Annotated in this window: 15 protein-coding genes; 9 read left to right on the top strand and 6 right to left on the bottom strand. The window is 65.2% G+C overall.

Annotation, left to right across the window (positions count from 1 at the left end):
* Positions 1-72: 72 nt before the first annotated feature.
* The 3 genes from GGD61_RS18420 to GGD61_RS18430 form a co-directional block, all read right to left on the bottom strand.
* Entirely contained in the window at positions 73-1449 is a 1377-nt protein-coding gene (locus tag GGD61_RS18420) for a sensor histidine kinase (RefSeq protein WP_018315822.1), read from the bottom strand.
* Positions 1450-1543: 94 nt separating this feature from the next.
* Positions 1544-2209, bottom strand: coding sequence for a response regulator transcription factor (locus GGD61_RS18425; RefSeq protein ID WP_018315821.1), 666 nt, complete (start codon positions 2207-2209; stop codon positions 1544-1546).
* Positions 2210-2439: 230 nt separating this feature from the next.
* Positions 2440-2595 carry a hypothetical protein gene (locus GGD61_RS18430; protein ID WP_018315820.1) on the bottom strand — a complete coding sequence of 52 codons (156 nt, stop codon included), beginning with the start codon at positions 2593-2595 and terminating at the stop codon, positions 2440-2442.
* Between the two features lie 236 nt (positions 2596-2831).
* Between GGD61_RS18430 and GGD61_RS18435 the strand changes: the two genes are divergently transcribed.
* The 6 genes from GGD61_RS18435 to GGD61_RS18460 all read left to right on the top strand — a co-directional run bounded on the left by GGD61_RS18435 (position 2832) and on the right by GGD61_RS18460 (position 11951).
* Positions 2832-3827 (top strand): Ku protein, encoded by a 996-nt coding sequence (locus GGD61_RS18435; protein WP_092256486.1) that lies wholly within the window; start codon positions 2832-2834, stop codon positions 3825-3827.
* Between the two features lie 57 nt (positions 3828-3884).
* Positions 3885-4121, top strand: a complete 237-nt coding sequence (locus GGD61_RS18440) for a hypothetical protein (protein WP_018315818.1) — start codon at positions 3885-3887, stop codon at positions 4119-4121.
* A 289-nt stretch (positions 4122-4410) separates the two neighbouring features.
* On the top strand, positions 4411-4575 hold the full coding sequence (locus GGD61_RS18445; RefSeq protein ID WP_018315817.1) for a Flp family type IVb pilin: 165 nt from the start codon (positions 4411-4413) through the stop codon (positions 4573-4575).
* A 215-nt stretch (positions 4576-4790) separates the two neighbouring features.
* On the top strand, positions 4791-6350 hold the full coding sequence (locus GGD61_RS18450) for a thymidine phosphorylase family protein (RefSeq protein ID WP_092256489.1): 1560 nt from the start codon (positions 4791-4793) through the stop codon (positions 6348-6350).
* Positions 6347-7942 (top strand): MBL fold metallo-hydrolase, encoded by a 1596-nt coding sequence (locus GGD61_RS18455; protein WP_092256492.1) that lies wholly within the window; start codon positions 6347-6349, stop codon positions 7940-7942. The genes GGD61_RS18450 and GGD61_RS18455 overlap by 4 nt, the downstream gene beginning before the upstream one ends.
* 1255 nt (positions 7943-9197) lie before the next feature.
* On the top strand, positions 9198-11951 hold the full coding sequence (locus GGD61_RS18460) for a calcium-binding protein (RefSeq protein WP_092256496.1): 2754 nt from the start codon (positions 9198-9200) through the stop codon (positions 11949-11951).
* 620 nt (positions 11952-12571) lie between these two features.
* On the opposite strand, the gene GGD61_RS18465 is transcribed toward GGD61_RS18460, so the two are convergent.
* The gene (locus GGD61_RS18465) at positions 12572-13243 is read right to left on the bottom strand and encodes a type 1 glutamine amidotransferase domain-containing protein (protein ID WP_092256502.1); all 672 of its coding nucleotides are present in this window, start codon (positions 13241-13243) and stop codon (positions 12572-12574) included.
* A gap of 481 nt (positions 13244-13724) precedes the next feature.
* On the opposite strand from GGD61_RS18465, the gene GGD61_RS18470 reads away from it, so the two are divergent.
* The 3 genes from GGD61_RS18470 to GGD61_RS18480 all read left to right on the top strand — a co-directional run bounded on the left by GGD61_RS18470 (position 13725) and on the right by GGD61_RS18480 (position 20776).
* The gene (locus tag GGD61_RS18470) at positions 13725-15401 is read left to right on the top strand and encodes a thiamine pyrophosphate-requiring protein (RefSeq protein WP_283806121.1); all 1677 of its coding nucleotides are present in this window, start codon (positions 13725-13727) and stop codon (positions 15399-15401) included.
* A gap of 86 nt (positions 15402-15487) precedes the next feature.
* Entirely contained in the window at positions 15488-19048 is a 3561-nt protein-coding gene (locus GGD61_RS18475; RefSeq protein WP_092256508.1) for a GAF domain-containing protein, read from the top strand.
* A 27-nt stretch (positions 19049-19075) separates the two neighbouring features.
* Positions 19076-20776, top strand: a complete 1701-nt coding sequence (locus GGD61_RS18480) for an alpha/beta-hydrolase family protein (RefSeq protein WP_177237103.1) — start codon at positions 19076-19078, stop codon at positions 20774-20776.
* Between the two features lie 105 nt (positions 20777-20881).
* Here the strand turns inward: GGD61_RS18480 and GGD61_RS18485 are convergent, their stop codons facing one another.
* Complete coding sequence (locus GGD61_RS18485) at positions 20882-22465, bottom strand: MDR family MFS transporter (RefSeq protein WP_092256511.1); 1584 nt, start codon at positions 22463-22465, stop codon at positions 20882-20884.
* Positions 22466-22628: 163 nt separating this feature from the next.
* A complete protein-coding gene (locus tag GGD61_RS18490; protein ID WP_018315810.1) occupies positions 22629-23144 on the bottom strand; it encodes a YcgN family cysteine cluster protein in 516 nt (171 codons plus the stop codon).
* Between the last annotated feature and the right edge of the window lie 120 nt (positions 23145-23264).

Consider the following 23264-nt stretch of genomic DNA (forward strand, 5'->3'; position numbering starts at 1 on the left):
GTCGGACCGAATCCCGCCAGTTTGCTGCGGCCGGGCATCGACGAGGACGAATAACCTCGTCGGAACAATGGATTACATGCCGGGAAGGACCAGTTCGGCGCGCAGGCCGCCGGTCGGCGCACCACCGAGCGAGAGGCTGCCGCCATAAAGTGCGGCGAGGTCGGTCACGATCGACAGTCCCAGACCCGAGCCCGGCTTGGATTCGTCGAGCCGCTGGCCGCGCCGGGAGACCTGCGCCCGCTCGGCTTCCGAGAGGCCACGGCCGTCGTCATCGACGATGATCCGCAGCCGCGGGCCCACCCCCGCCTGGTGCGGCGGCTCCACGAGGACCTCGATGAAGACGCGCAAGGCCGCCCATTTGCAGGCATTGTCGACGAGATTGCCGACCATCTCCTCCAGATCCTGCCTCTCGCCGCGAAATTTTGCCGACGGATCGGCCTTGGCTTCGACCACGATGCCGCGGTCACGATGGATTTTCTCCATGGTCCGCCGCAATGCCTCGATGGCCGGCGCCACTTCCGTCACGGTCGCGACCACCGAGACTCGCGCCGCGATACGCGCGCGCTCCAGGTGATGAGCGACCTGGTCGCGCATCACATCCGCCTGCTCCATCACCTTGGCCGCGAAGGGATCGGTGATGTGGGCGCCGGCCTCGTTGACGATGACCGAGAGCGGCGTCTTGATCGCGTGGGCGAGATTGCCGACATGGGTGCGCGCGCGCTCGACGATCTCCCGATTGGCATCGATCAGCGCGTTGGTCTCGCGCGCCAGCGGCGCGATCTCGACCGGAAATTCGCCCTCCAGCCGCTCCGCCCGCCCGGAACGGATGTCGGCGATCGATTCCGAGATGCGCTTGAGCGGTGCGAGGCCGAAGCGGACCTGGAACACGGTCGTCAGCAGCAGCACGATGCCGAGCGCGGTGAAGGTGCCGCCGAGATAATAGTCGAAGCTGCGCGTCTCGTCGAAGATCTCGGTGTCGTCGCCGGCGACGCTGACCAGAAACTTGCCGTCGGCGCCGAGATCGACCGGCCGTTCCACCATGCGCAGATTCTGGCCTTCGGGCCCGTCGACATAGGCCAGCCGGATGCCGGCGGCGGTGAGCTCGGCGCCCTGCTCTTCCAGCTTCGGCAGCTTCTTGTCCCAGAGCGAGCGCGAGGAGCGCACCTCCGGCTTTTCGGTGTCGGTCCGCGTGATCTGCCAGTACCAGCCGGACAGCGGCAGCTCGAACAGCGGCTCGCCCAGCGACTGGAACTGGCGGTCGGGCGGCTCGTCGGGAGTTGCGACCTCGGCGATGAGGGTGCGGAGATAGAGATTGAGCCGCCTGTCGAAGGCGCGCTCGGTGGCGTTCTTGTAGACCGACGACAGCACCACGCCGGTGATGGCCAGGATCACCACGAGCCAGGCGGTCGCCGACAGGAACAGGCGGGTCGCAAGCGAACTAGCGGCCATCGGAATGATCCCGGGAGGCGCAGGATGGCGGGGCGTCAGAGCTCATGACCGGACCAAGGCCCCTGCCGGGCTGCCCGTCAAGCCCCGGAACGCGTCAGGCGGCCGGCGGGGTCAGGAGATAGCCGAGGCCGCGGACGGTCTGGATGATGTCGACGTCGAGCTTCTTGCGGATGCGGCCGACGAACACCTCGATCGTATTGGAGTCGCGGTCGAAATCCTGATCGTAGAGGTGCTCGACCAGCTCGGTGCGCGAGACCACGCGCCCGGAATGGTGCATCAGGTAGGCCAGAAGCCGATATTCGTGCGAGGTCATCTTGACCGGATTGCCGGAGACGCTGACGCGGCCGGTCCTGGTGTCTAGCGTGACGGGACCGCAGCTCAGCTCGCTCTGGGCATGGCCGGTCGAGCGGCGCAGCAGCGCGCGGATGCGCGCCAGCACCTCCTCCAGATGGAACGGCTTTGCGACATAGTCGTCGGCGCCGGCATCGAAGCCCTGCACCTTGTCGCTCCAGCGGTCGCGTGCGGTGAGGATCAGGACCGGCATGGTGCGGCCGTTGCGGCGCCAGGCCTCCAGCACCGAGATGCCGTCCTTCTTCGGCAGGCCGATGTCGAGCACGACGGCGTCATACGGCTCGTTGTCGCCGAGATAGTGCCCCTCCTCTCCGTCGAAGGCGCGATCGACGACATAGCCGGCGTCGGTCAACGCCTTGGTGAGCTGGCGATTGAGATCGGGGTCGTCCTCAACAACGAGCAGGCGCACGCTTCTCTCCAGACATAGGCCGCATCAACACCACACCAGATGAGCAATTCCGGCGTGAACTGAATATGAACGCGGGGAACCGGGCGCGTTACTTTTTGGTCATATACGATAGGTCAGCAGCCGATGCGACTGCGCCCGCCATGCGACCGGACGAGCCGGCAACATGGCGGGCGCAACGTGCCGCGTGCCGCGGCAGGTCGGAAGGTCCGCCCTTCCCGTGTTTTCGGCCGTCAGGTCCGGAAGAACACGAACCAGATGACGGCGAGGATCAGGATCGCAAGCCCGGTCGAGATGGCGAGCAATGCGGCAACTGACGGCCCAGGTTCGCCCTGACGCGCCTCGGTTGGTGTTTCGACGATCTGACGCTGCTCTCGCGTGGTTGCCATGATGCCCTCAATCTCTGCGTGTCGCCTCCGATGACCGCGACCTCCTCGCAGCCGTGCATGCGGAGCCAACGCCCGATCCGATGTGATGTTCCGGCTTCTGCCACCCGATCGGGACAGCAACCCCACGCCCTATGGCCGGTTAACGCAGTTGCAAGATCAACGCCCGCCCTTGCTATGATTCGCTGTTGCCCGATGGTATCCTCGTAAGTCTGTCCTTGTTGCGTTTGGAGTAGCCCATGGCCCCCCGCGCCAATTGGAAGGGTTTTCTGCGTTTGTCGCTCGTGACCTGCCCGGTCGCGCTCTATCCGGCCACTTCGGATACCGAGAAGGTCTCCTTCAACCAGATCAACCGCAAGACCGGCCACCGGATCAAGTACCTCAAGGTCGACGCCGAGACCGGCGACGAGGTGACCTCTGAGGACATCGTCAAGGGCTACAAGGTCGACACCGACACCTATATCGAGGTCACCAAGGACGAGCTCGACGACATCGCGCTCGACTCGACCCACACGATCGATATCGACGAGTTCGTGCCGAAGGCCGACATCGACAACCGCTATCTGATCCGCCCCTATTATCTCGTGCCCGACGGCAAGGTCGGCCATGACGCCTATGCAGTGATCCGCGAGACCATCCGCAGCATGGACAAGGTCGCGATCGGCCGCGTGGTGCTGACCAACCGCGAGCATATCATCGCACTCGAGCCGCTCGAGAGCGGGCTGATGGGCACGCTGCTGCGCTATCCCTACGAGGTCCGCAGCGAGACCGAATATTTCGACGACATCCAAGACGTGAAGCTGACCAGGGACATGCTCGACCTCGCCAAGCACATCGTCGAGAAGAAATCCGGCGCGTTCGAGCCTGAGCTGTTCGAGGACCATTACGAGACCGCGCTGATCGATCTCATCAACAAGAAGCGCAGCGGCGCCCCGATCACCGCCAAGGCCGCGCCGAAGAGCGGCGGCAACGTCATCAACCTGATGGACGCGCTGAAGAAGAGCATCGCGAACGAGAAGGACGCCGCGCCTGCGGCGAAGGTCGCCAAGGAAGCAGCCAAATCCAAGAAGCCGAAGAAGCGCGTCGCAGGCCAGCGCGAGATGCTGCTGCCGATCGCCGGCAAAGGCGGCAAGGACGCTGCTGCGAAGACGGCGACCAGGGAAGCGACCAGGGAAACTTCGAAGAAGGCCGACAAGCCGGTGCGCGCGCCTGCTCGGGCGAAGAAGGCCGGCTAGCCGCATCCCCCCGCGATTGCGCCGTGATGCCACCCCTCGCCGATCAGGCGGCCTGACATGCCCTGGTCGACGGCGTTCGACGACCCCGTTCGCGTGAGCAACAAGCGCCAGCTGCTGACGCTTCAGGAGGCGGCCGACTACATCATGCGGCTGCCCGAGGACGTCCAGCACGAGCCGCGCTGGCAGACCGCCATCGAGACCTTGATCAATGCGGCCGAGACGGGCGGCGGCTGGGTGATGTTCGCCCGCATCGCCATGTTGCGGGCGTTGAATGCGGACGACCGGCGCGGATGAGCGCCATGGTGTCCTTGCCGGCCCGTTGACGAACAGGCTCAACAATCGGTTAAGCGGCCGCACGATCGCGGCCTGACGGGCGCTGCGCCCGCGCAGCCCGGCGGAGCCCTGCCGGTATGAATCCATTTGGACGGATCGATAGAACCTTAATTTAATGAATGCCGTCGTATGAGCAGGAACGCGTTCGCCGGGGCTTAATTCTTTTGGCGCGCATGAATACTTATTCGATCCTTTTGCAAGTCCGATAACGACGCGACCATACGTTGGATCGGATGAACGGGAGTTGGCAATGCGTTTGCTTAGGTCCTTCCTTGCCGATGAGAATGGTGCAACCGCGATCGAGTACGGCCTCATTGCCGCAGGCATCGCGCTGGCGATCATAACGGCCGTGAACACCATGGGCGGCGCCCTCCTCAACAACAAGTTTGTCGCGATCAGCACCGGGATAAAGTAGCCCGATCCACGATTTGGCCGGCCAACATCGGCGATATCGCCACGGCATTCGGCTTCCCCTGTCATTTCCAGACCGACGCGCCTGCAGCAGCGCGCCTGCGTGACGGCCCGCAACAGCCCACCCATGTCCCTCGCGCGAGCCATGATCTGGGTCAACAGCATCAGAACGGCGATGTCTAAGCATGGAGGCCGTGTTTCCTCCCTGCCGGCCTGTTCATGCATCCAGACCTTCCGCACTCCCAACTGAAGATCCGCCGCGTCCGGCTCGATACCGGCCGCGAGAACGTGGTCGTCGTCTCCAGGCAGTCGAAGGCGCTGCGCGCCGAGATCTTCCGCGGCTTCAGCCGCGTCGAGCTGCGTCAGGGCAGCAAGGTCTTGCTCGCGACGTTGCTGATCACGGACGACGATACGCTGGTGGCCCCGGACGAGATCGGACTCTCTGAACCCGCGTTGCGGCGCTTCGCGCAAGGCGCCGGCACGCTGGTCACGGTCAGGCCCGCCGCGCCGCCGGAGAGCCTGGAAGCGGTGCGCGCGAAGATCCGCGGGCGAACCCTGAGCCAGGCCGAAATCGGCGCGATCATCAACGACCTCGCGCATTATCGCTACTCGGACATGGAGATCGCCGCCTTCCTGATCGGTTCGGCAAGCTTCATCACCAGCGACGAGCTGCTCGCCCTCACCGGGGCGATGGCCCAGGCCGGCACGCAGTTGGTTTGGCCGACGCCTGTCGTCGTCGACAAGCATTGCATCGGCGGCATTCCCGGCAATCGCACCTCGATGGTCGTGGTGCCGATCGTCGCCGCCCATGGCCTGCCGATCCCGAAGACTTCGTCGCGCGCCATCACTTCGCCTGCCGGCACCGCCGACACCATGGAGGTCCTGGCGCGGGTGAATGTCGGCGTCGAGGAGATGAAGGCGATCGTCTCGGCCTGCAACGGCTGCCTGATCTGGGGCGGGCACGTGAACCTGTCGCCGGCCGACGACGTCCTGATCTCGGTCGAGCGTCCGCTGTGCCTCGATACCCGCGAGCAGATGGTCGCCTCCATCATGTCCAAGAAGATCGCGGCAGGCTCGACGCATCTGTTGATCGACATTCCGGTCGGCCCGACCGCGAAGGTCACCAATGGCGTCGAGGCGATGAGGCTGCGCAAGCTGTTCGAATTCGTCGGCGACCGTTTCGGCCGCACGGTCGAGGTGATCACGACCGACGGAAGCCAGCCGATCGGCAACGGCATCGGGCCGGTGCTCGAGGCCAATGACGTCATGGCCGTGCTCGGCAACGACAAAGACGCGCCGCGCGACCTGCGCGAGAAATCGCTCCGGCTCGCCGCCCATCTGCTGGAATACGATCCGAAGCTGCGCGGCGGCGCCGGCTATGCGAGGGCGCGCGAACTGCTCGACAGCGGCGCGGCGCTGAAGCAGATGCAGAAGATCATCGACGCCCAGGGTCCGTCGACATGCAGCAGCGAGCTCGGATCGCTCAGCTTCGACGTCAAGGCGGCGCATGACGGCACCGTGTCCGCGATCGACTGCCTGCGTCTGAACCGCCTCGCCCGCACCGCCGGCGCGCCGCTCGACAAGGGCGCCGGCATCCGCCTGTTCAAGAAGATCGGCGATCGCGTCGAGCAGGGCGAGCCACTCTATCGCGTCTACACGTTCGACCGCCCTGAGCACGATCTGGCCGCCGATGCCGCCACTGAGGAGACCGGGTTCGTCGTCAATGGTCATGAGACCCCGCAAGGCAAGTTGGCGCATTCGCCGGAGACGACGCCATGAGCATCACCGTTCGATTTTGCGGCGCCGCCCGCACCGTGACCGGTTCGAGCTATCTGTTCCAGACCGCGACCGGCCGCTTCCTGGTCGATTGCGGCCTGTTCCAGGGCCAGAAGACGCTGAAGGAGCTCAACTACGGCGCCTTTCCGTTCCGCCCCGCCGATATCGATGCCGTGCTGCTCACGCACGCCCATATCGACCATAGCGGCCTGTTGCCGAAGCTCGTGCGCGCAGGATTCGACGGACCGATCCTGGCAACGCGCGGCACGATCGACCTCTGCTCCTACATGTTGCCAGACGCCGGCAGCATCCAGGAATCGGAAGTCACGCAGCTCAACCGTCGCAATGCCTCGCGCGGGCGCAAGGAGGTTCAGCCGATCTACACGCAGGCCGACGCCATCGCATCGCTGCAATCGTTTCGCGCCGTCGACTATGAACGCTGGACCGACGTGATCCCTGGCGTCCGTGCGCGCTACTGGAACGCCGGCCATCTGCTCGGCTCGGCCTCGATCGAGCTCGAAATCGCCGAACGGGGCGCGCCACGTCCGCTGCGCGTGCTGCTGTCCGGCGATGTCGGGCCGGAGGCCAAGCTGCTGCAGCCCGATCCCGAAGCGCCGGCCGATTTCGACTACGTCATCTCGGAAGCAACCTACGGCGACCGGCTGCGCGAGGCCACCACACCTGATCTCCGCCGCAAGCACCTCGCGGCCGAGGTGCGCGATGCCGCGACGGCCGGCGGCGCGCTGTTGGTGCCTGCCTTCGCGGTCGAGCGCACCCAGGAGTTGATCGTCGACCTCGTCGACCTGATGGAGCACGGCGAGATTCCGACCGCACCGATCTTCCTCGACTCTCCGCTTGCGATCCGCGCCACCGAAGTGTTCCGCCGCCATGCCGAGAGCCTCGACCCATCCGTCGACGCTGCGCGCCTGCTCAACTCGCCGCATCTCAAATTCACCGAGACCGCGGACGAGAGCAAGGCGATCATGCGCCTGTCCGGATTCCATATCATCATCGCCGCGAGCGGCATGTGCGACGCCGGCCGCATTCGCCATCATCTGAAGCGCTGGCTGTGGAACGAGCGCGCGACCGTGCTGCTCGCCGGCTTCCAGGCCAACGGCACGCTCGGCCGCTTTCTCCAGAACGGAGCCAAGGCCGTGCGGATCCAGGGCGAGGAGATCAAGGTCGCGGCCCGCATCCGCATGATCGACGAATATTCGGGCCATGCCGACGGCGCCGGCATCGCCAGCTGGATCGCGGCGCGCCGGCCCATCGCCCGCGGGCTGTTCCTGGTCCATGGCGAGGAAGACGCGATCGCGGGCCTCGCCGAACGCGTCGCCGAGCGCATCGTTCCGGCGGCCAGGGTCTACCAGCCGATGCTCGACGATATCTACGAGCTCGCCGCTGCCGAACCGCGCGTGCTCGACGTCGATCACCGCCGACGGCTCGCACCGGAGGCCGTGACCCGTCTCGACTGGCACAACGAGATGTCGGAGCTCATGCTCGACATCAACGACAGGGTTGGGGCAGCCGCCGACGACCGCGCCCGCGGCGTCATCATCCGAAGGCTGCGCCGCGCGCTGGAGGAGAAGGCGTAGCGGGAGGCTGAATGACGTTTGACCGCAAAGCGTCGCAGACTCGTCGTTGCGGAGTGCGGAAGCGAGCGTGCGGCCATAGTGCGTCTGTCTCGTGTCCCGGACGCGCTGCAGCGTTCTTTGATGCATGGGCCCCGGCTATGCAGCGCACCACGCCGCGAAGACGCGGCGCGTTGCGCTGCGTCCGGGGCACGAGACCGATTTTTTTGCGATAGACGATAGACATGGCTGCTCATCCTCGCGGCTGGTTTCGCCCGAGCTTTGCTGTCTTCTTCCGCCCTCGTCAAAAGCAAGGGCGCAGGGAAGGCCGGGCGCCGGCTGGCACCCGAAGTCCCGCGTGTGCTCAAGAAGCGCGCACGGGGTGGACGACAGGTGTGCCGGTCGCCCGGCCTTCCCTGCGCGATGGTTTTCACGGTGTCCTTCGTGCTCTCCTCGGGGAGCGATGCACTATTGCCCCCGTCGCCTTGCGGGAATGATCGATGCGCGCCGGTTGGCGCGACATCACCGCAGGACTTGACGCACAGCCCCCGGGCGTCAGGACCACACGACTTCTCCGTCCGCGCACATCCCCATCCGCATTCCCGATTGCTGGCGTGCGCTCGCCATCGAGACTGGACAGAGACGCTGTCAGCGCCGTGTCGTATCGCGCCTGTCGCCGCTCACGGGTTTCCCCGCCCTGCAACCAACATGACGCGCCGACGCCGTCGCGGCCACCGCATCCCGGCCCGCGTCCCGTGACGATCGCGAAACGCCCCTTGTGGCGGGCGGGATGTTTCGGCTTATACGGGAAAACGGAATTTCTGTAAATACGAATATTTTGGCGCGCGGGGGTGGACCCACCGCTGGTGTGCTTTGCCCGTCGGGCAACACAACGGATGGTGGTTGGGGTGGATGAACTCTTCCGAGACCCGATCCATTCGTGTCCGGCCTTGGACAAGGTCTTATCTGCGGCCATCCTTCGAGACGCCCGCTTTAGGCGGGCTCCTCAGGATGAGGACTGAGTCTGCGGACGCAGTCTCAATGGCACCGGCGCCGGTTAGCCTCATCCTGAGGAGACCGCGAAGCGGTCGTCTCGAAGGACGAGGCGCGCGCTCAGGCCGTCCCCCCGAAAATCAAGCTGTTCTCAAGAAAAACAGGAGGCCCTCGGAAGAGCTTCGTCAAGCCGGAACCGGCATCCCGGCCTACAGATGAGATCGTCTGCCGTTCGCCCCGGCAATACCGCCGCACGGCCCATTTCGATCACGCAAAGCGAGTGCATATGGCTGTCACAGCAAATTTTTCTGCCGGAATCCTCAGCGTCTTTGGCAACGGCCACAACAACACGGTCTTGTTGGGCCGCAACCCAGCCGGGACGATCGTCGTCAACCATGGCGCGGTCGCAATCAAGGGTGGCCCCGCGACGGTCGCCAACACCAAATTGATCCAGGCCTTCGGCCTCGACGGCAACGACATCATCACGATAGACGAGAGCAACGGCGCGATGCCTGCGGCGAACCTGTTCGGCGGCGCGGGCAACGATACGCTGACCGGCGGATCCGCTGGCGACATGCTGTTCGGCCAGTCCGGTCACGACACGCTGTTCGGCAAGGGCGGCAACGATTTGCTGTTCGGCGGCTCCGGCAATGACGTGCTGATCGGCGGCGACGGTAACGACCAGATGTTCGGCGAAGCGGGCAACGACCGCATGATCTGGAACCCCGGCGACGACAGCGACCTGATGGAAGGCGGCGAAGGCATCGACACCGCCGAGGTGAACGGCGGCAACGGCGGCGAGACCTTCGCCATCATGGCCAACGGGACGCGCGTGCGCTTCGACCGGGTCGATGTGGCCCCGTTCTCGCTGGACATCGGCACCACCGAGAACCTCGTGCTCAAGGCCGGCGGCGGCGACGACGTCGTCACCGCAACTGGCAATCTCGCCGCACTGATCAATCTGACGATCGACGGCGGGGCCGGCAACGACACGATCCTCGGCGGCAACGGCGCGGACCGCCTGCTGGGCGGCGATGGCAACGACTTCATCGACGGCAATCAAGGCAACGACACCGCCCTGCTCGGCGCCGGCAACGATACCTTCCAGTGGGATCCCGGCGACGGCAGCGACAAGGTCGAAGGACAGGCCGGCACCGACACCCTGTTGTTCAACGGCTCGAACATCGGTGAGGAGATCACCCTGTCCGCTGCCCATGACGGACGCACGCTGCTGACCCGCAATGTCGGCAACATCACGATGGACCTCGACGGCATCGAAACCGTCACCATCAACGCGCAGGGCGGCAGCGACAACATCGTCGTCAGCGACCTGACGAGAACCGACGTCAGGCAGGTCAATATCGATCTCGGATCAGGCGGCACCGGAGACGGGGCGGCCGATACCGTGACGCTCGAAGGCGCCCGCAGCGCCGATACCATCGAGGTGTCCGGCTCCGGCAATTCGGTTGCGATCACGGGATTGCCGGCCGCTGTCGCCATCACCAGTGCGGAAGGCGCGAACGATGCGCTTCTCATCCAAGGCCTCGGCGGCAACGACACGATCTCGGCGGCGGCATTGGTCGCAGGGATCGTGCACCTGACGATCGATGGCGGCGCCGGCAACGATACGATCCTCGGCAGCGCCGGCAACGACACGCTGATCGGCGGCGACGGCAATGATTTCATCGACGGCAACCAGGGTAACGACGTCGCCCTGCTGGGCGCCGGCAACGATATCGTCCAATGGAATCCGGGCGACGGCAGCGACACCGTCGAGGGCGGCACCGGCGTCGACGCGCTGCGGTTCTTCGGCGCCAACATTGCCGAGAACATCGCCATTGCCGCCAACGGCGATCGCGCGCTGCTGACGCGCGATGTCGCAAACATCACGATGGACCTGCACGGGGTCGAGCAGGTCGATATCCACGCGCTGGGCGGGAGCGATCATGTCACGGTCGGTGATCTGACCGGCACCGACGTGACGCGGGTGAACATCGACCTCGGCGGTTCGGCCGGAACGCCCGACGGCGCCGTCGATACCGTCGCGGTCGATGCGACCCAGGGGGCCGATACGTTCGGCGTCAGCGGCAATGCCGCCGGCGTCACGGTGTTCGGCCTGCACGCGGCCAGCCACCTGACCGCAATGGACGCAACCGATCAGCTGACGCTCAATGGCCTTGCCGGCGACGACACCATCGACGCCAGCGGGCTCGCCGCCGGCGTGCTGCAGCTGACGATCAACGGCGGCATCGGTAACGACACCATCATTGGCAGCCAGGGCGACGACCTGATCAACGGCGGCGACGGCAACGATGTCGCGCTGATGGGCGCGGGCAATGACACCTTCGTCTGGAATCCGGGCGACGACAACGACACGATCGAGGGCCAGGCCGGCAGCGACACCCTGCTGTTCAACGGCGCCAACATCGCGGAAACCATCAACATCTTCGCGAGCGGCTCCCGCGCCGAGCTGACGCGCGACGTCGGCTCAATCACGATGGACACGGGCGGCGTCGAGACGATCGCGTTCAATGCCCGCGGCGGCGCCGACAAGATCATTGTCGGCGACATGAGCGGCACCGACGTGACGCAGGTGAAGATCGACCTTGGCGGCGTCCCCGGCACTCCCGGCGGCGACGAAGCGGCCGACAACATCGTGATCAACGGCACCACCGGCGACGACGTCATCACGCTGTCGCTCAACAGCAACGGCGCGCTGGTGATCGACGGCCTGGCAAGCCAAATGGTGATCGAGAATTTCGACTTCAACGACACCATCACCATCAACGGCCTCAGCGGGGACGACGTGATCGAGGCGTCGGGCGCCGGCCCCGGCGGGCCGCATCTGGTCTTCGACGGCGGTGGCGGCGACGACGTGCTCATCGGCAGCGCCGGCAACGACACGCTGCTCGGCGGGGTCGGCGACGATGTGCTGATCGGCGGCGGCGGCCTCGACGTGCTGGATGGCGGTCCCGGCGACAATGTCGTGATTCAATCGCTGCTCGCCCAAGCAAGCTTCCATGCGGGCACGCTGATCTGAGCCGACGAGGCGCGCTTCGCCCGGCGCCGGCAGGTCTTGCCTGTCGGGCCATGCAGCCGAATACCGCCCGGATGGCGCAGCGCGCTGTCCGGGCCATGACGCTTTGACGGCAAGGCTGGTCCTGATACTCTGTCCGCGTCGTGGTTCGGCGGGCCATGCCATCGATCGTTGAACCTGAGCTGCCGAAAGGATGCGGATGAGACGCGTGACGCTCCTGGCTCTCGGCCTCATGTTTGTCGTCGCATGGCCGCACCAGAACGCGAGAAGCCAGACTTCGGTCGCCCCGCCGGTTTCGCTTGCTGCGCCCGATGCGTCGCCGCGTCCGGGTGCCACCAAGCCGGCACGCGTGACGACAAACAGGGCTCCGCCGGCGGCGTCCGGCAGAGAGACTTCGACACCCACGATAGGCCGGCCTCAAGCGATACCGAATCCGGCCGCCGACTACGACGGCTTCAGCATCGGCACCGTCGATGACAATGACGCCCCGCACCAGGCGACGCCGCCAATGAAGTCACGCGCCGCAAAGAACACCGGGTCCCACGCGGATGCGGATGGCCCCGATCAGGAAGATGGGGCGTTAAAGCGAAAGCTGATGATCTGCCAGGGCTGCAGATAGGACGTCACCGATCCTTAAGGGCGGACAGCAACTCTTTTCCCAACGGTCCGGCCGAAGCGGGGTTCTGCCCCGTGATGAGCCGGCCATCGACGACGACGTGAGGTTGCCAATTGGCGGCCGACGAGTAGTCGGCGCCCTCGGCCCTCAACGCGTCCTCGAGCTCGTAAGGCACATCATCGCGGGCGTAGTCGTATTCTTCCTTCCTCGAGAAGGACGTGAGCTTCTTGCCGCGCACGAACGGGGTGCCATCACCGAGGTTGACGCCGAGCAGCGCGCACGGCCCGTGACAAACAGCGGCGACGAGCTTGCCGGTGGTCCAGGCGCGCACGACGGCACTCTGGACCGTTGCATTGCGCTGGATGTCCACCATGGGCCCAAGACCGCCGGGCACCAGGATGGCGTCGTAGTCGGCAGCGTCCACCTCGGACAGTCTGCGACTGTGATTCAGGCGACGAAAGGCCTTGCTCGCGAGAAAATCTCTCTGGGCGGGATCTTTCTCGTCATACGCATCGTAGGGCGTCCATCCCCCGGCCGGGGATGCGAACTCGACCGCGACCCCGGCCTTGTCAAGCACTTCGAAAGGATGGGCGATCTCGGCGAAAAAGAATCCGGTCTTGCGGCTATGCGGACCGATCACGGCTGCGTTGGTGACGATGAAGAGGACATGCTGGGTCACGTTTCCTTCCTTTCGATGACGCCGTGTGGGGTCGCGCTGGTGCGACGCGGGGAACGCATCAGTTCGGACAAGGCTGCCCGGCTATCTCGGGAACAACGTCGACGCTGCGGTTGATCCCGTTCACCCTGAGCTCGATCATGTCGATATGCCCCCCTTCGCAATGTCGACGCAGCGTGCTTCGAGCATCCGTGACTGTCAAACCGAATCCCCTTTGCATCGGTGCGCGGTTTCAAATTCGCACGGCAACGATTACAGATGCCAATTCGGAAGCAAGCCGGATGCGGTGAGTTCCCTATTGCGACAGCAGCGCAGCGCATGAGTACGTCTCGTCGCGACATTCTGATCAATGGTGAGACGGCGCGGCGAATCTCAACGTCACGATGGCGCCCCGTCCTGCGCGCGCGTTCTGCATGGCTGACCTACCCGCCGGTGTGATCCACCGTGCTTTACGCCTCCTGAATTTCCTGATCCTCTCCCCGTAATCGCCGGATCAACCGGTCAAGCCTCAAGGGAGAGAGACGCCATGAAGCTCGGCACCGCCATTGCGGAAATCATGAGGCGCGAGGGAATCGAGATCCTCTGCGGCTATCCGGTCAACCATCTGATCGAGCATGCGGCCAAGGCCGAGATCCGCCCGGTGATGGTGCGGCAGGAGCGCGTCGGCATCCACATGGCGGATGCGATCTCGCGCGTGACCTCGGGGCACAGCATCGGCGCGTTCTGCATGCAGCATGGACCCGGCGCGGAGAATGCGATGGGCGGCGTCGCGCAGTGCTTTGGCGAATCCGTGCCCGTGCTGGTGCTGCCGATGGGTTATCAGCGCAGGCTTGCGCATGTCGAGCCGAACTTCAATTCCAGCGAGGCGATGAAGCCGTTTTCGAAATCGTCGGAGCCGATCATTCTGGCCGCCGAGGTCGCCAACATCTTCCGCCGCGCCTTCACCAAGCTGAAGAACGGCCGCGGCGGTCCCGTGATCGTCGAAATCCCCTCGGACATGTGGAACGAGGAGGTGCCGGAGCCGCTCGACTACAGGCCGGTGCTGCGCACCCGCTACGGCGCCGACCCCGTGCATGTGAAGGAGGCGGCAGCCCTGCTCGTCAACGCCAAGCGTGCGGTGATCTATGCCGGCCAGGGCGTGCATTACGCGCGGGCCTGGCCGCAGTTGAAGCGGCTCGCGGAGCGGCTGGCGATCCCCGTCACCACCAGCCTAGGCGGAAAATCGTCGTTCCCGGAAACGCATCCGCTCTCGCTCGGCTCCGGCGGACTTGCGGTGCCGCGCGCAGTGCCAAAATTCCTCGCCGAGGCCGACATCATCTTCGGCATCGGCTGCTCCTTCACGGAAACGAACTTCGGCATCGCGATGCCGAAGGGCAAGACCATCATCCATTCCACGCTCGATCCCAACCATCTCAACAAGGATGTAGAGGCGAAGATCGGCCTGGTCGGCGACGCCGGCCTCGTGCTCGACGCGCTGCTGGAGGAGATCGGCAAGACCGTCACTGCTGATCGCGATGCGTCAGCGGTCGCGGCCGAGATCGCGGCCTCGCACAAGGAGTGGCTGGCGAAATGGATGCCGAAGCTCACCAGCAATGACGCGCCGCTCAGCCCGTATCGCGTGCTGTGGGATCTCCAGCACACCGTCGACATCGAGAACACTGTCATCACGCATGATGCCGGCAGTCCGCGCGACCAGCTCTCGCCGTTCTGGAAATCGGTAAAACCCCTCACCTATCTCGGCTGGGGAAAGACGACGCAGCTCGGCTACGGCCTCGGCCTGGCGATGGGGGCGAAACTGGCAAAGCCCGACAAGCTCTGCATCAACGTCTGGGGCGATGCGGCGATCGGCTTCACCGGCATGGATTTCGAGACCGCGGTGCGCGAGCGCATCCCGATCATGTCGATCCTGCTCAACAATTTCTCCATGGCGATCGAATTGAAGGTGATGCCGGTCTCGACCGAAAAATATCGCTCGACCGACATTTCCGGCGACTACGCCGCAATGGCGCGCGCCTTCGGCGGCTATGGCGAGCGGGTGACGAGGCCGGAGGACATCATCCCCGCGATCAAGCGCGGCATCGAGAAGACGAAGGAAGGCATCCCGGTGCTGCTGGAGTTCATCACCAGCAAGGAGACGGAGGTGTCGCGGCCGGGCACGTGAGGCAAGCCAGACGCTGGCTCCGGCCGCAGGGAATGTGATAATCCGCCTCGGTGCCGCGCCTGTCGCGGCATCAAGCCGGATTGCAAATGACCAACCTTTCCCATGACATCGCCGATGAGCTCGCAGCCGAGAATGCGCAACTGCGCAACGCGCTGGCAACTGCGCGGGATCGCCAAAGCGCCAGCGCGGAGATCCTGCGGACCATCGCGGCCTCGCCCTCCGATGCCCGGCCGGTGTTCGAGGCGATCGCGTCGAGTTCCAAGCGTTTGCTGGACGGTTTCTCCGCCACCGTGCTCCAGTTCATCGGCGACGAGCTGCACCTCGTGGCCTACACGCCGACCAGCCCGGAGGCCGACGAAGGGCTCAAGTCGTCGTTCCCGCGCAAGATCACGGAGTTTCCGACCTTTGCGCTGGTACGCGGCGGCGAGACGATCCAGTTTCCCGACAGCGAAGCCGCCGACGTGCCGCAGCTGAACCGCGATCTGGCGCGGCTGCGCGGCTTCCGCAGCGTGCTGTTCATGCCGCTGATGAACCGGGGCACGCCGGTCGGCATGATCAGCGTCACCCGCGCCGAGCCTGGCGCGTTCGCACCCGACCTCGTGCAGCTGCTCCAGACCCTTGCCGACCAGGCCGTGATTGCGATCGAGAATGCACGGCTGTTCAACACGACGCGCGAGGCACTGGAGCGCCAGACCGCCACGGCGGACATTTTGAAGGTGATGGCGGCCTCGCCGTCGGACGAGCAGCCGGTGTTCGAGGCCATTGCGGCCAACGCCAACCGGCTGATCGGCGGCTTCTCCACGGCCGTGCTGCGCTATGTCGACGGCGCTGCGCACCTTGCCGCGTTCACGCCGACCGATCCGGCCGGCGATCACGTGCTGCAGGCCTCGTTCCCGGTGCCGTTCGCGCAGTTCCCGCCCTACCAGCTCGTGGCCAAGGGTGCAGCGGCGCAACTGCCCGACACCGAGCTCGAGCCGGCCGCGCGCGACATCGCCCGCGCCCGCGGCTATCGCAGCATGCTGTTCGCGCCGCTGATGAGCGAGGGCGAAGCGATCGGCGTCATCATCGCGACGCGCCGTGCGACCGGCGCCTTCACTGAACATCATGTGCGGCTGCTGCAGACCTTCGCCGACCAGGCGGTGATCGCCATCAAGAATGTCAGCCTGTTCAATGCGACGCGGGAGGCGCTGGAGCGTCAGACCGCGACCGCCGACATCCTCAAGGTGATCGCGGCTTCGCCTGCCGACGTCACGCCGGTGTTCCAGGCCATCTCCGACAGCGCCAAGACGCTGATCGGCGGACATTCGTCCACCGTCACCCGCGTGGTCGACGGCAAGCTGCATCTGGCCGCCTTCACCACGGATAATGCAGCCGGCAATGCCGATCTGCTCAGCTCGTTCCCCGCACCGCTGTCGTCGCCGGGCATTCACAGCCGGGTGGCTCGAAGCGGAGAATATGCCTTCCGCAGCGACATGCAGAACGAGCCTGATCTCACCGAGGCCATGAAGGAGCTGGCGCGGACGCGGGGCTATCGCAGCATCCTCGCGGTGCCGATGCTGCGCGACGGCGTCGCAATCGGCACCATCGCCGTGACGCGGCCGCAAGCCGGCCAATTCCCGGACAAGGCCATCAACCTGCTCAAGACCTTTGCCGACCAGGCCGTGATCGCGATCGAGAACACGCGCCTGTTCAACGAGGTGCAGGCGCGGACGCACGAACTCGCAGAGTCACTGGAGCAGCAGACTGCAACATCGGAGGTGCTCAGCGTCATCAGCAGATCGGCCGGGGATCTCGCGCCGGTATTCGAGGCGATGCTCAGCAAGGCAATGCAGCTCTGCGGCGCCAGTTTCGGCGTGCTCAACACCTACGACGGCACGCAGTTCCGCACAGCCGCCACTTACGGACTGCCCCCTGCTTACGATGAATACAGGCGCAAGGCGCCCCTCAACTATGGTTCGGCCACCGCGCCCGCGCGGCTTTTGAAGGGCGAACCGTTCGTCGAAATTGTCGACCTGCTGGAGTCAGACGTCTATCGCAGCGGCGAGCCGAATGGTCGGGCGCTGGTCGATCTCGGCGGCGCCCGCTGCCTGCTCGCGGTGCCGTTGCTTCAGGATGAGCGCGTGGTCGGCAACGTCATGATCTTCAGGCAGGAGAGCCGACGGTTCTCGGAGAAGCAGATCACCCTGCTGAACCAGTTCGCGGCGCAAGCCGTGATCGCCATCGAGAACGCGCGGCTACTCAGTGAATTGCGTCAGCGCACCGAGAATTTGACCGAGTCGCTGCAACAACAAACGGCGACTGCCGACGTGCTCAAGGTTATCAGCCGCTCGGCGTTCGACTTGCAGGCCGTGCTCGATACGCTGGTCGAATCGGCGGCGCGACTATGCGAAGCCGATATGGCGGCGATTACCCGCAAATCCGGCAGCTCCTATTTCCGGGCGGGCTCCTACGGCTTTCCAGCCAAATTCGTCGAATATGTAAGAGACCTTCCGGTCCGGCCGGATAGGCGCACCATCACGGGCAGGACCCTGCTCGGCGACAAGGTTGTTCATGTCACCGATGTGCTCGAGGATCCCGATTACTCCTTTGAAGGCCAGGAATTGAGCGGCAATCCGCGTAGCTTCCTGGGTGTGCCCCTACTGCGCGAAGGCAGCACCGTTGGCGCTATTGTTCTCGCACGTCGCGCGATCCGGCCGTTTAGCGAAAAGCAAATCGAACTCGTTACCAGTTTCGCCGACCAAGCCGTCATCGCGATCGAGAATGTGCGCCTCTTCGACGAAGTGCAGGACCGCACCCGGGAGCTTGCGAAGTCGCTCGACGATTTGCGCGCGGCGCAGGATCGCCTGATCCAGACCGAGAAGCTGGCTTCCCTCGGCCAGCTCACCGCCGGCATCGCGCACGAGATCAAGAACCCGCTCAACTTCGTCAACAATTTTGCCTCGCTGTCCGCCGAATTGACCGACGAGCTGAACGAGGTGCTCGCGCCCGTGACGCTCGCGGACGATATCCGCGGCGAAGTCGACGAGCTCACCGGGCTTCTCAAGGACAATCTCGGGAAAATCGTCCAGCACGGACGGCGCGCCGACTCCATCGTCAAGAACATGCTGCTGCATTCGCGCGAGGGCGGCGGCGAACATCGGTTGAGCGACGTCAACGCCGTGGTCGAGGAGAGCCTCAACCTCGCCTATCACGGCGCACGGGCCGAGAAGCCGCAGTTCGACGTGACGCTCAAACGCGAGCTCGATCCGGCGGCAGGCTCGGCCGACGTGTTCCCGCAGGAGATCACGAGGGTGCTGCTGAACCTGATCGGAAACGGATTCCATGCGGTCGCCAAGCGCAAGGCGGAGACCGAGGCGGCCGGTTACGAGCCGGTCGTGACCGCCGCCACCCGTGACCGCGGCGAGCACGTCGAGATCCGCATCCGCGACAACGGCACCGGCATCCCGGACGAGGTGAAGGAGAAGATGTTCAATCCGTTCTTCACCACCAAGCCGGCCGGTGAAGGCACCGGCCTCGGGCTGTCGATGAGCCACGACATCGTGGTGAAGCAGCATGGCGGCACGATCGACGTCGCGACCGCGCCCGGCGAGTTCACCGAATTCACGATCGTGCTGCCGCGCAAGAGCAGCTTTTCAGACAAGCCCTGAGGACAAGTTCGCCCGGGAGGCGTTTTGATGAATCTGGCGCGGTTCATTCGGCGGCAACTCCTCTCGCTATCCGGCGTCGGCCTCATGCTTGGCGCGCTGTCCTTCGCGGCTGCACTGACGCCGACGCTGATCCCCAGGAGCTATCTCACCCAAGGCGTCCTCGCCGGCGGCTGCTTTGCGATCGGCTATTTCGCCGGCGTGCTGTGGCGGCGGCTGTGGCACTATCTCGAGCTGCCTGAGCCGTCGGCGCGCGCCAGATCGATTGCGAATGCGCTGGCGGCAGCCGCCTGCCTGCTCGTCGTCATCGTCTTTCTGTGGCGAGCAGCCGAATGGCAGAACTCGATCCGCGCCGTGATGAAGATGGCGCCGGTCGAGACCGCGCATCCGCTCAAGGTCTGCATCATCGCCCTGATAACCTTCGTCGTGCTGCTGGTGCTGGGGCGGCTGTTCACGCTCCTCGCCCGCTTCCTCGCCGAGCATACGAGGCGCGTCATTCCGCGGAAGCTCGCCAACGTCATCGGCGTGCTCGCCGCGGGCCTGCTGTTCTGGTCGATCGCCAGCAATGTCCTGATCAACGCGGCGTTTCGCGCACTCGACTCCTCCTTCCGCGAACTCGACGTCCTGCTCGAGCCCGAGCGGCCGCAGCCGACTGATCCCGGTCGGACCGGAAGCCTGGCATCACTGGTGAAGTGGCAAGAGCTCGGGCGCATGGGGCGCCGCTTCATTGCCTCGGGTCCGAACGCAACCGAGATCAGCGCCGTCAGCGGAAGGCCGGCGCAGGACCCGATCCGGGTCTATGTGGGCCTCGCCGGCGGCGCCACCGCGCAGGCGCGTGCCAGGCTTGCACTCGAGGAGCTCAAGCGCCAGCACGGTTTTGATCGCAAGATCCTGATCGTCGTCACGCCGACCGGCACCGGCTGGATCGACCCTGCTGCGATGGACACCGTCGAATATCTCCACCATGGCGACGTCGCCAGCGTCGCAATGCAGTACTCCTATCTCAACAGCCCGATGTCGCTGTTGTTTCAGCCCGAATACGGCGCGGAGGCGGCGCGCGCGCTGTTCGCGGAGATCTACGGCTACTGGACGACGCTGCCGAAGGACAGGCGGCCGAAACTGTATCTGCACGGGCTCAGCCTTGGGGCCATGAATTCGGAGAAATCCGCGGAGCTGTTCGAGATGATCGGCGATCCCATCGCCGGCGCGCTATGGAGCGGGGCGCCGTTCGAGAGCCGCTTCTGGCGCTCGATCACTGCGAACCGCAATCCGGGATCGCCGGCGTGGCTGCCGGAATTCCGCGACAACCGCTTCGTGCGCTTCATGAACCAGAACGGACCGACGGTCCCCGCAGACGCGCCGTGGGGTCCGATGCGCGTCGTCTACCTGCAATATGCCAGCGACGCGATCACGTTCTTCGCTTATCGCGATGCCTACCAGGCCCCGGCCTGGATGAGCGCGCCGCGCGGGCCGGACGTGTCACCGGAGCTGCGTTGGTATCCGATCGTGACGATGCTCCAGCTCGCCCTAGACATGGCGGTTGCGACCAACACGCCGATGGGCTTTGGCCATGTCTACGCGCCCGAGCATTATGTCGATGCCTGGATCGCAGTGACCGATGTCCATGACTGGTCCGCCGGCGCGCTGGCGCAGCTCAAAGAGCAGCTTGCGGCGAAAGCGCGGAAGACGGGCGCGGGCAATGCCGACGACGATCCCGATCGCGGCGGCTAGAGCATGATCCGGAAAAGTGCGCAGCGGTTTTCCGAAGAGATCATGCTTAAACAACAACCTAAAGCGCGATGACGATTCATCCTCATCGCATCGCGCTTTAGGCGCCTACTCCGCCATCTCCACCGGCTGCGCCGTGGCGGGACCGGCCAGCGGCCGCTCCTCCATCGCGATCAGGCACAGCGCGGCGATGGTCATCAACGCCGTGGCGGCGCCGAACACGTAGCGGAAGGCGTGGCGCATGTCGTCAGCGGGGATAGCGACGGCGCCTGCGGCGTGGTGCTCGCCGGCGAGCGGCACGTCGATGCCGAGCGCGATCAGCAGGATCGCGGCGAACGCGGCGACCGTGAACGAGGACATCAGCGAGCGGAAGAAGTTCATCGCGCCGGTGATGGTGCCGACCTGCGGGCGCGCCACCGAGTTCTGCAGCGAGACGACGCACACCGGGAAGGTGGTGCCGAGCCCGAGCGCGAATGCCGCCATCAGTGTCAGCAAGCCCCACAGCGGCAGGGTGGTGAGCGTGAGGCCGAGGCCGCACAGCGCGGCCCAGGAGGTGCCGATGATCGCGACGCGCTTGTAGTGCTTGGCACGGGCCATGGTGCGGCCGGCGACGGCCGCGCCGACGGTCGAGACCGCCGCGAGCGGGATCAGCGCGAGGCCGGCCTCGCTTGCGCTCAAATGGTAGACCGACTCGTAATACAGCGGCAGCTGCACGGTGAGGCCGGTGATCGCCCCGAGCCCGCAGCCGCCGGCGGTCAGCGCGAACGGCGCCACCGATCCAGTCAGCAGCTTCAATGGCAGGAACGGCTCGTCGGCCCGCCGGGCGTGCCAGACGAAGCTGACCGCGAGCGCGACGGCGCCGCCCACCATCGCCAGCACGGTCGGCGACAGCCAGGGGTAGCGCGAACCGCCCCAGGTCAGCACCAGCATGAAGACGACGGCGGAGGCCATCAACAGCACGCCGCCAAGCCAGTCGACCTTGCGCTTGCGGTGGAACACCGGGATCTTCTTCATCTTCGGCAGCAGCATCACGATCGCCGCAGCCGCGAGCGGCAGGTTGATCCAGAAGATCATCGACCAGTGCAGATGCTCGGCGAACACGCCGCCGATGACCGGGCCCAAAATGCCGCCAACCATCCAGACGCTGGAGAAATAGGCCTGGTACTGGCCGCGCTCGCGCGGGGAGACGACGTCCGAGATCACGGTCTGCACGACCGGCATGATGCCGCCGCCGCCGAGCCCCTGAAGGCCGCGCGCCAGGATCAGCATCGGCATGTTCGGTGCGATCGCGCACAGCACCGAGCCCGCCACGAACAGGCTGAGCGAGATGATGATCATGACGCGGCGGCCGTAGATGTCGCTGAGCGTGCCGAACACCGGCGCCACCGCCGTTGAAGCGAGCAGATACGCGGTGATGACCCAGGAGAGATTGGAGACGTCCTGGAACTGGCGCCCGATGGTCGGCAGCGCGGTCGCCACGATGGTCTGGTCGAGCGCCGCCAGGAACATCGTCAGCATCAAGCTGATGACGATGGTGCGGACCTCGTCCTGCGACAGCGGCACCGGCGGCGCGATGGAGGGCGCGTCATCGACGCTGATGACTTCGCTCGGAAGCCGGGACAGCTCCTCGGCGATATCGTCAGGCAAAGTCTGGATGTCGGCAGAACTGCTCTGCCGGTCGAACTTGTTCATCTCGCTCGGACGTCGTGGGGCGGCGCAACGCCGCAAAGGATTCGTTCTATGCAGCCCAATGTAGACAGCAAAGTTTGTCCCAGGCAGACGCCGCGGCGCATGGGTGCATCCCGCCCCCGGGCCATCCCGAAGACGTGATCACCGCGCAAGACCTGACGACGGTTCAGTCCTTCGGACGTCGCTTCAGGCGGGCCCGTTTCGGCAGCAGGGCCGGCCATTGCACGATGTGGTCCTCGAGCTCCTCGTCCGGGATCTCGTCCTCGCTGCCTTCGACCCGGCCGCGCACGGAGACGCCGGCGTCATGCACGGTGTTGGGATCACCGGAGACCAGCGGATGCCACCAATAGAGATCGCGCCCCTCGGCGACGAGCTTGTAGCCGCAGCTCGGCGGCAGCCAGTTCAGGGTGCGGACATTGGCCGGGGTTAGGCGGACGCAGTCAGGAACCTTGTCGGAGCGATTCGGATAGTCCTTGCAGGCACAGCTCATCCCATCGAGCAGCTTGCAGCCGATATGGGTGAAATAGATCTGCCCGGTGTCCTCGTCCTCGAGCTTGTTCAGGCAGCAGCGCCCGCAGCCGTCGCACAGGCTTTCCCATTCGCCCGCCGACATCTCTTCCAACGTCTTGGTTTTCCAGAAGAATCCTTCCTGGCCTGAAGGTCGTTTGGGAACTGCGGTCATGCGCCTCAACAAAGGTTCGAAAGAGCTACGGCTTAAGCCATCTAGGGCGTGCGGCCGGGGTGGTGCAAGCAAGGCGCCTTTGAGGCCCGTAATGACCCGGGGTCAATTAGGCCTGTTGTT

The organism is Bradyrhizobium sp. SBR1B (assembly GCF_014198205.1).
GTDB lineage: Bacteria > Pseudomonadota > Alphaproteobacteria > Rhizobiales > Xanthobacteraceae > Bradyrhizobium.

Excerpts from the sequence above, each read along its gene's own strand:
- GGD61_RS18445 (WP_018315817.1), top strand. The coding sequence starts at position 4,411 with ATGCGTTTGCTTAGGTCCTTCCTTGCCGATGAGAATGGTGCAACCGCG.
- GGD61_RS18430 (WP_018315820.1), bottom strand. The coding sequence starts at position 2,595 with ATGGCAACCACGCGAGAGCAGCGTCAGATCGTCGAAACACCAACCGAG.
- GGD61_RS18440 (WP_018315818.1), top strand. The coding sequence starts at position 3,885 with ATGCCCTGGTCGACGGCGTTCGACGACCCCGTTCGCGTGAGCAACAAG.
- GGD61_RS18420 (WP_018315822.1), bottom strand. The coding sequence starts at position 1,449 with ATGGCCGCTAGTTCGCTTGCGACCCGCCTGTTCCTGTCGGCGACCGCC.
- GGD61_RS18460 (WP_092256496.1), top strand. The coding sequence starts at position 9,198 with ATGGCTGTCACAGCAAATTTTTCTGCCGGAATCCTCAGCGTCTTTGGC.
- GGD61_RS18455 (WP_092256492.1), top strand. The coding sequence starts at position 6,347 with ATGAGCATCACCGTTCGATTTTGCGGCGCCGCCCGCACCGTGACCGGT.
- GGD61_RS18435 (WP_092256486.1), top strand. The coding sequence starts at position 2,832 with ATGGCCCCCCGCGCCAATTGGAAGGGTTTTCTGCGTTTGTCGCTCGTG.
- GGD61_RS18485 (WP_092256511.1), bottom strand. The coding sequence starts at position 22,465 with ATGAACAAGTTCGACCGGCAGAGCAGTTCTGCCGACATCCAGACTTTG.
- GGD61_RS18480 (WP_177237103.1), top strand. The coding sequence starts at position 19,076 with ATGAATCTGGCGCGGTTCATTCGGCGGCAACTCCTCTCGCTATCCGGC.
- GGD61_RS18475 (WP_092256508.1), top strand. The coding sequence starts at position 15,488 with ATGACCAACCTTTCCCATGACATCGCCGATGAGCTCGCAGCCGAGAAT.
- GGD61_RS18450 (WP_092256489.1), top strand. The coding sequence starts at position 4,791 with ATGCATCCAGACCTTCCGCACTCCCAACTGAAGATCCGCCGCGTCCGG.
- GGD61_RS18490 (WP_018315810.1), bottom strand. The coding sequence starts at position 23,144 with ATGACCGCAGTTCCCAAACGACCTTCAGGCCAGGAAGGATTCTTCTGG.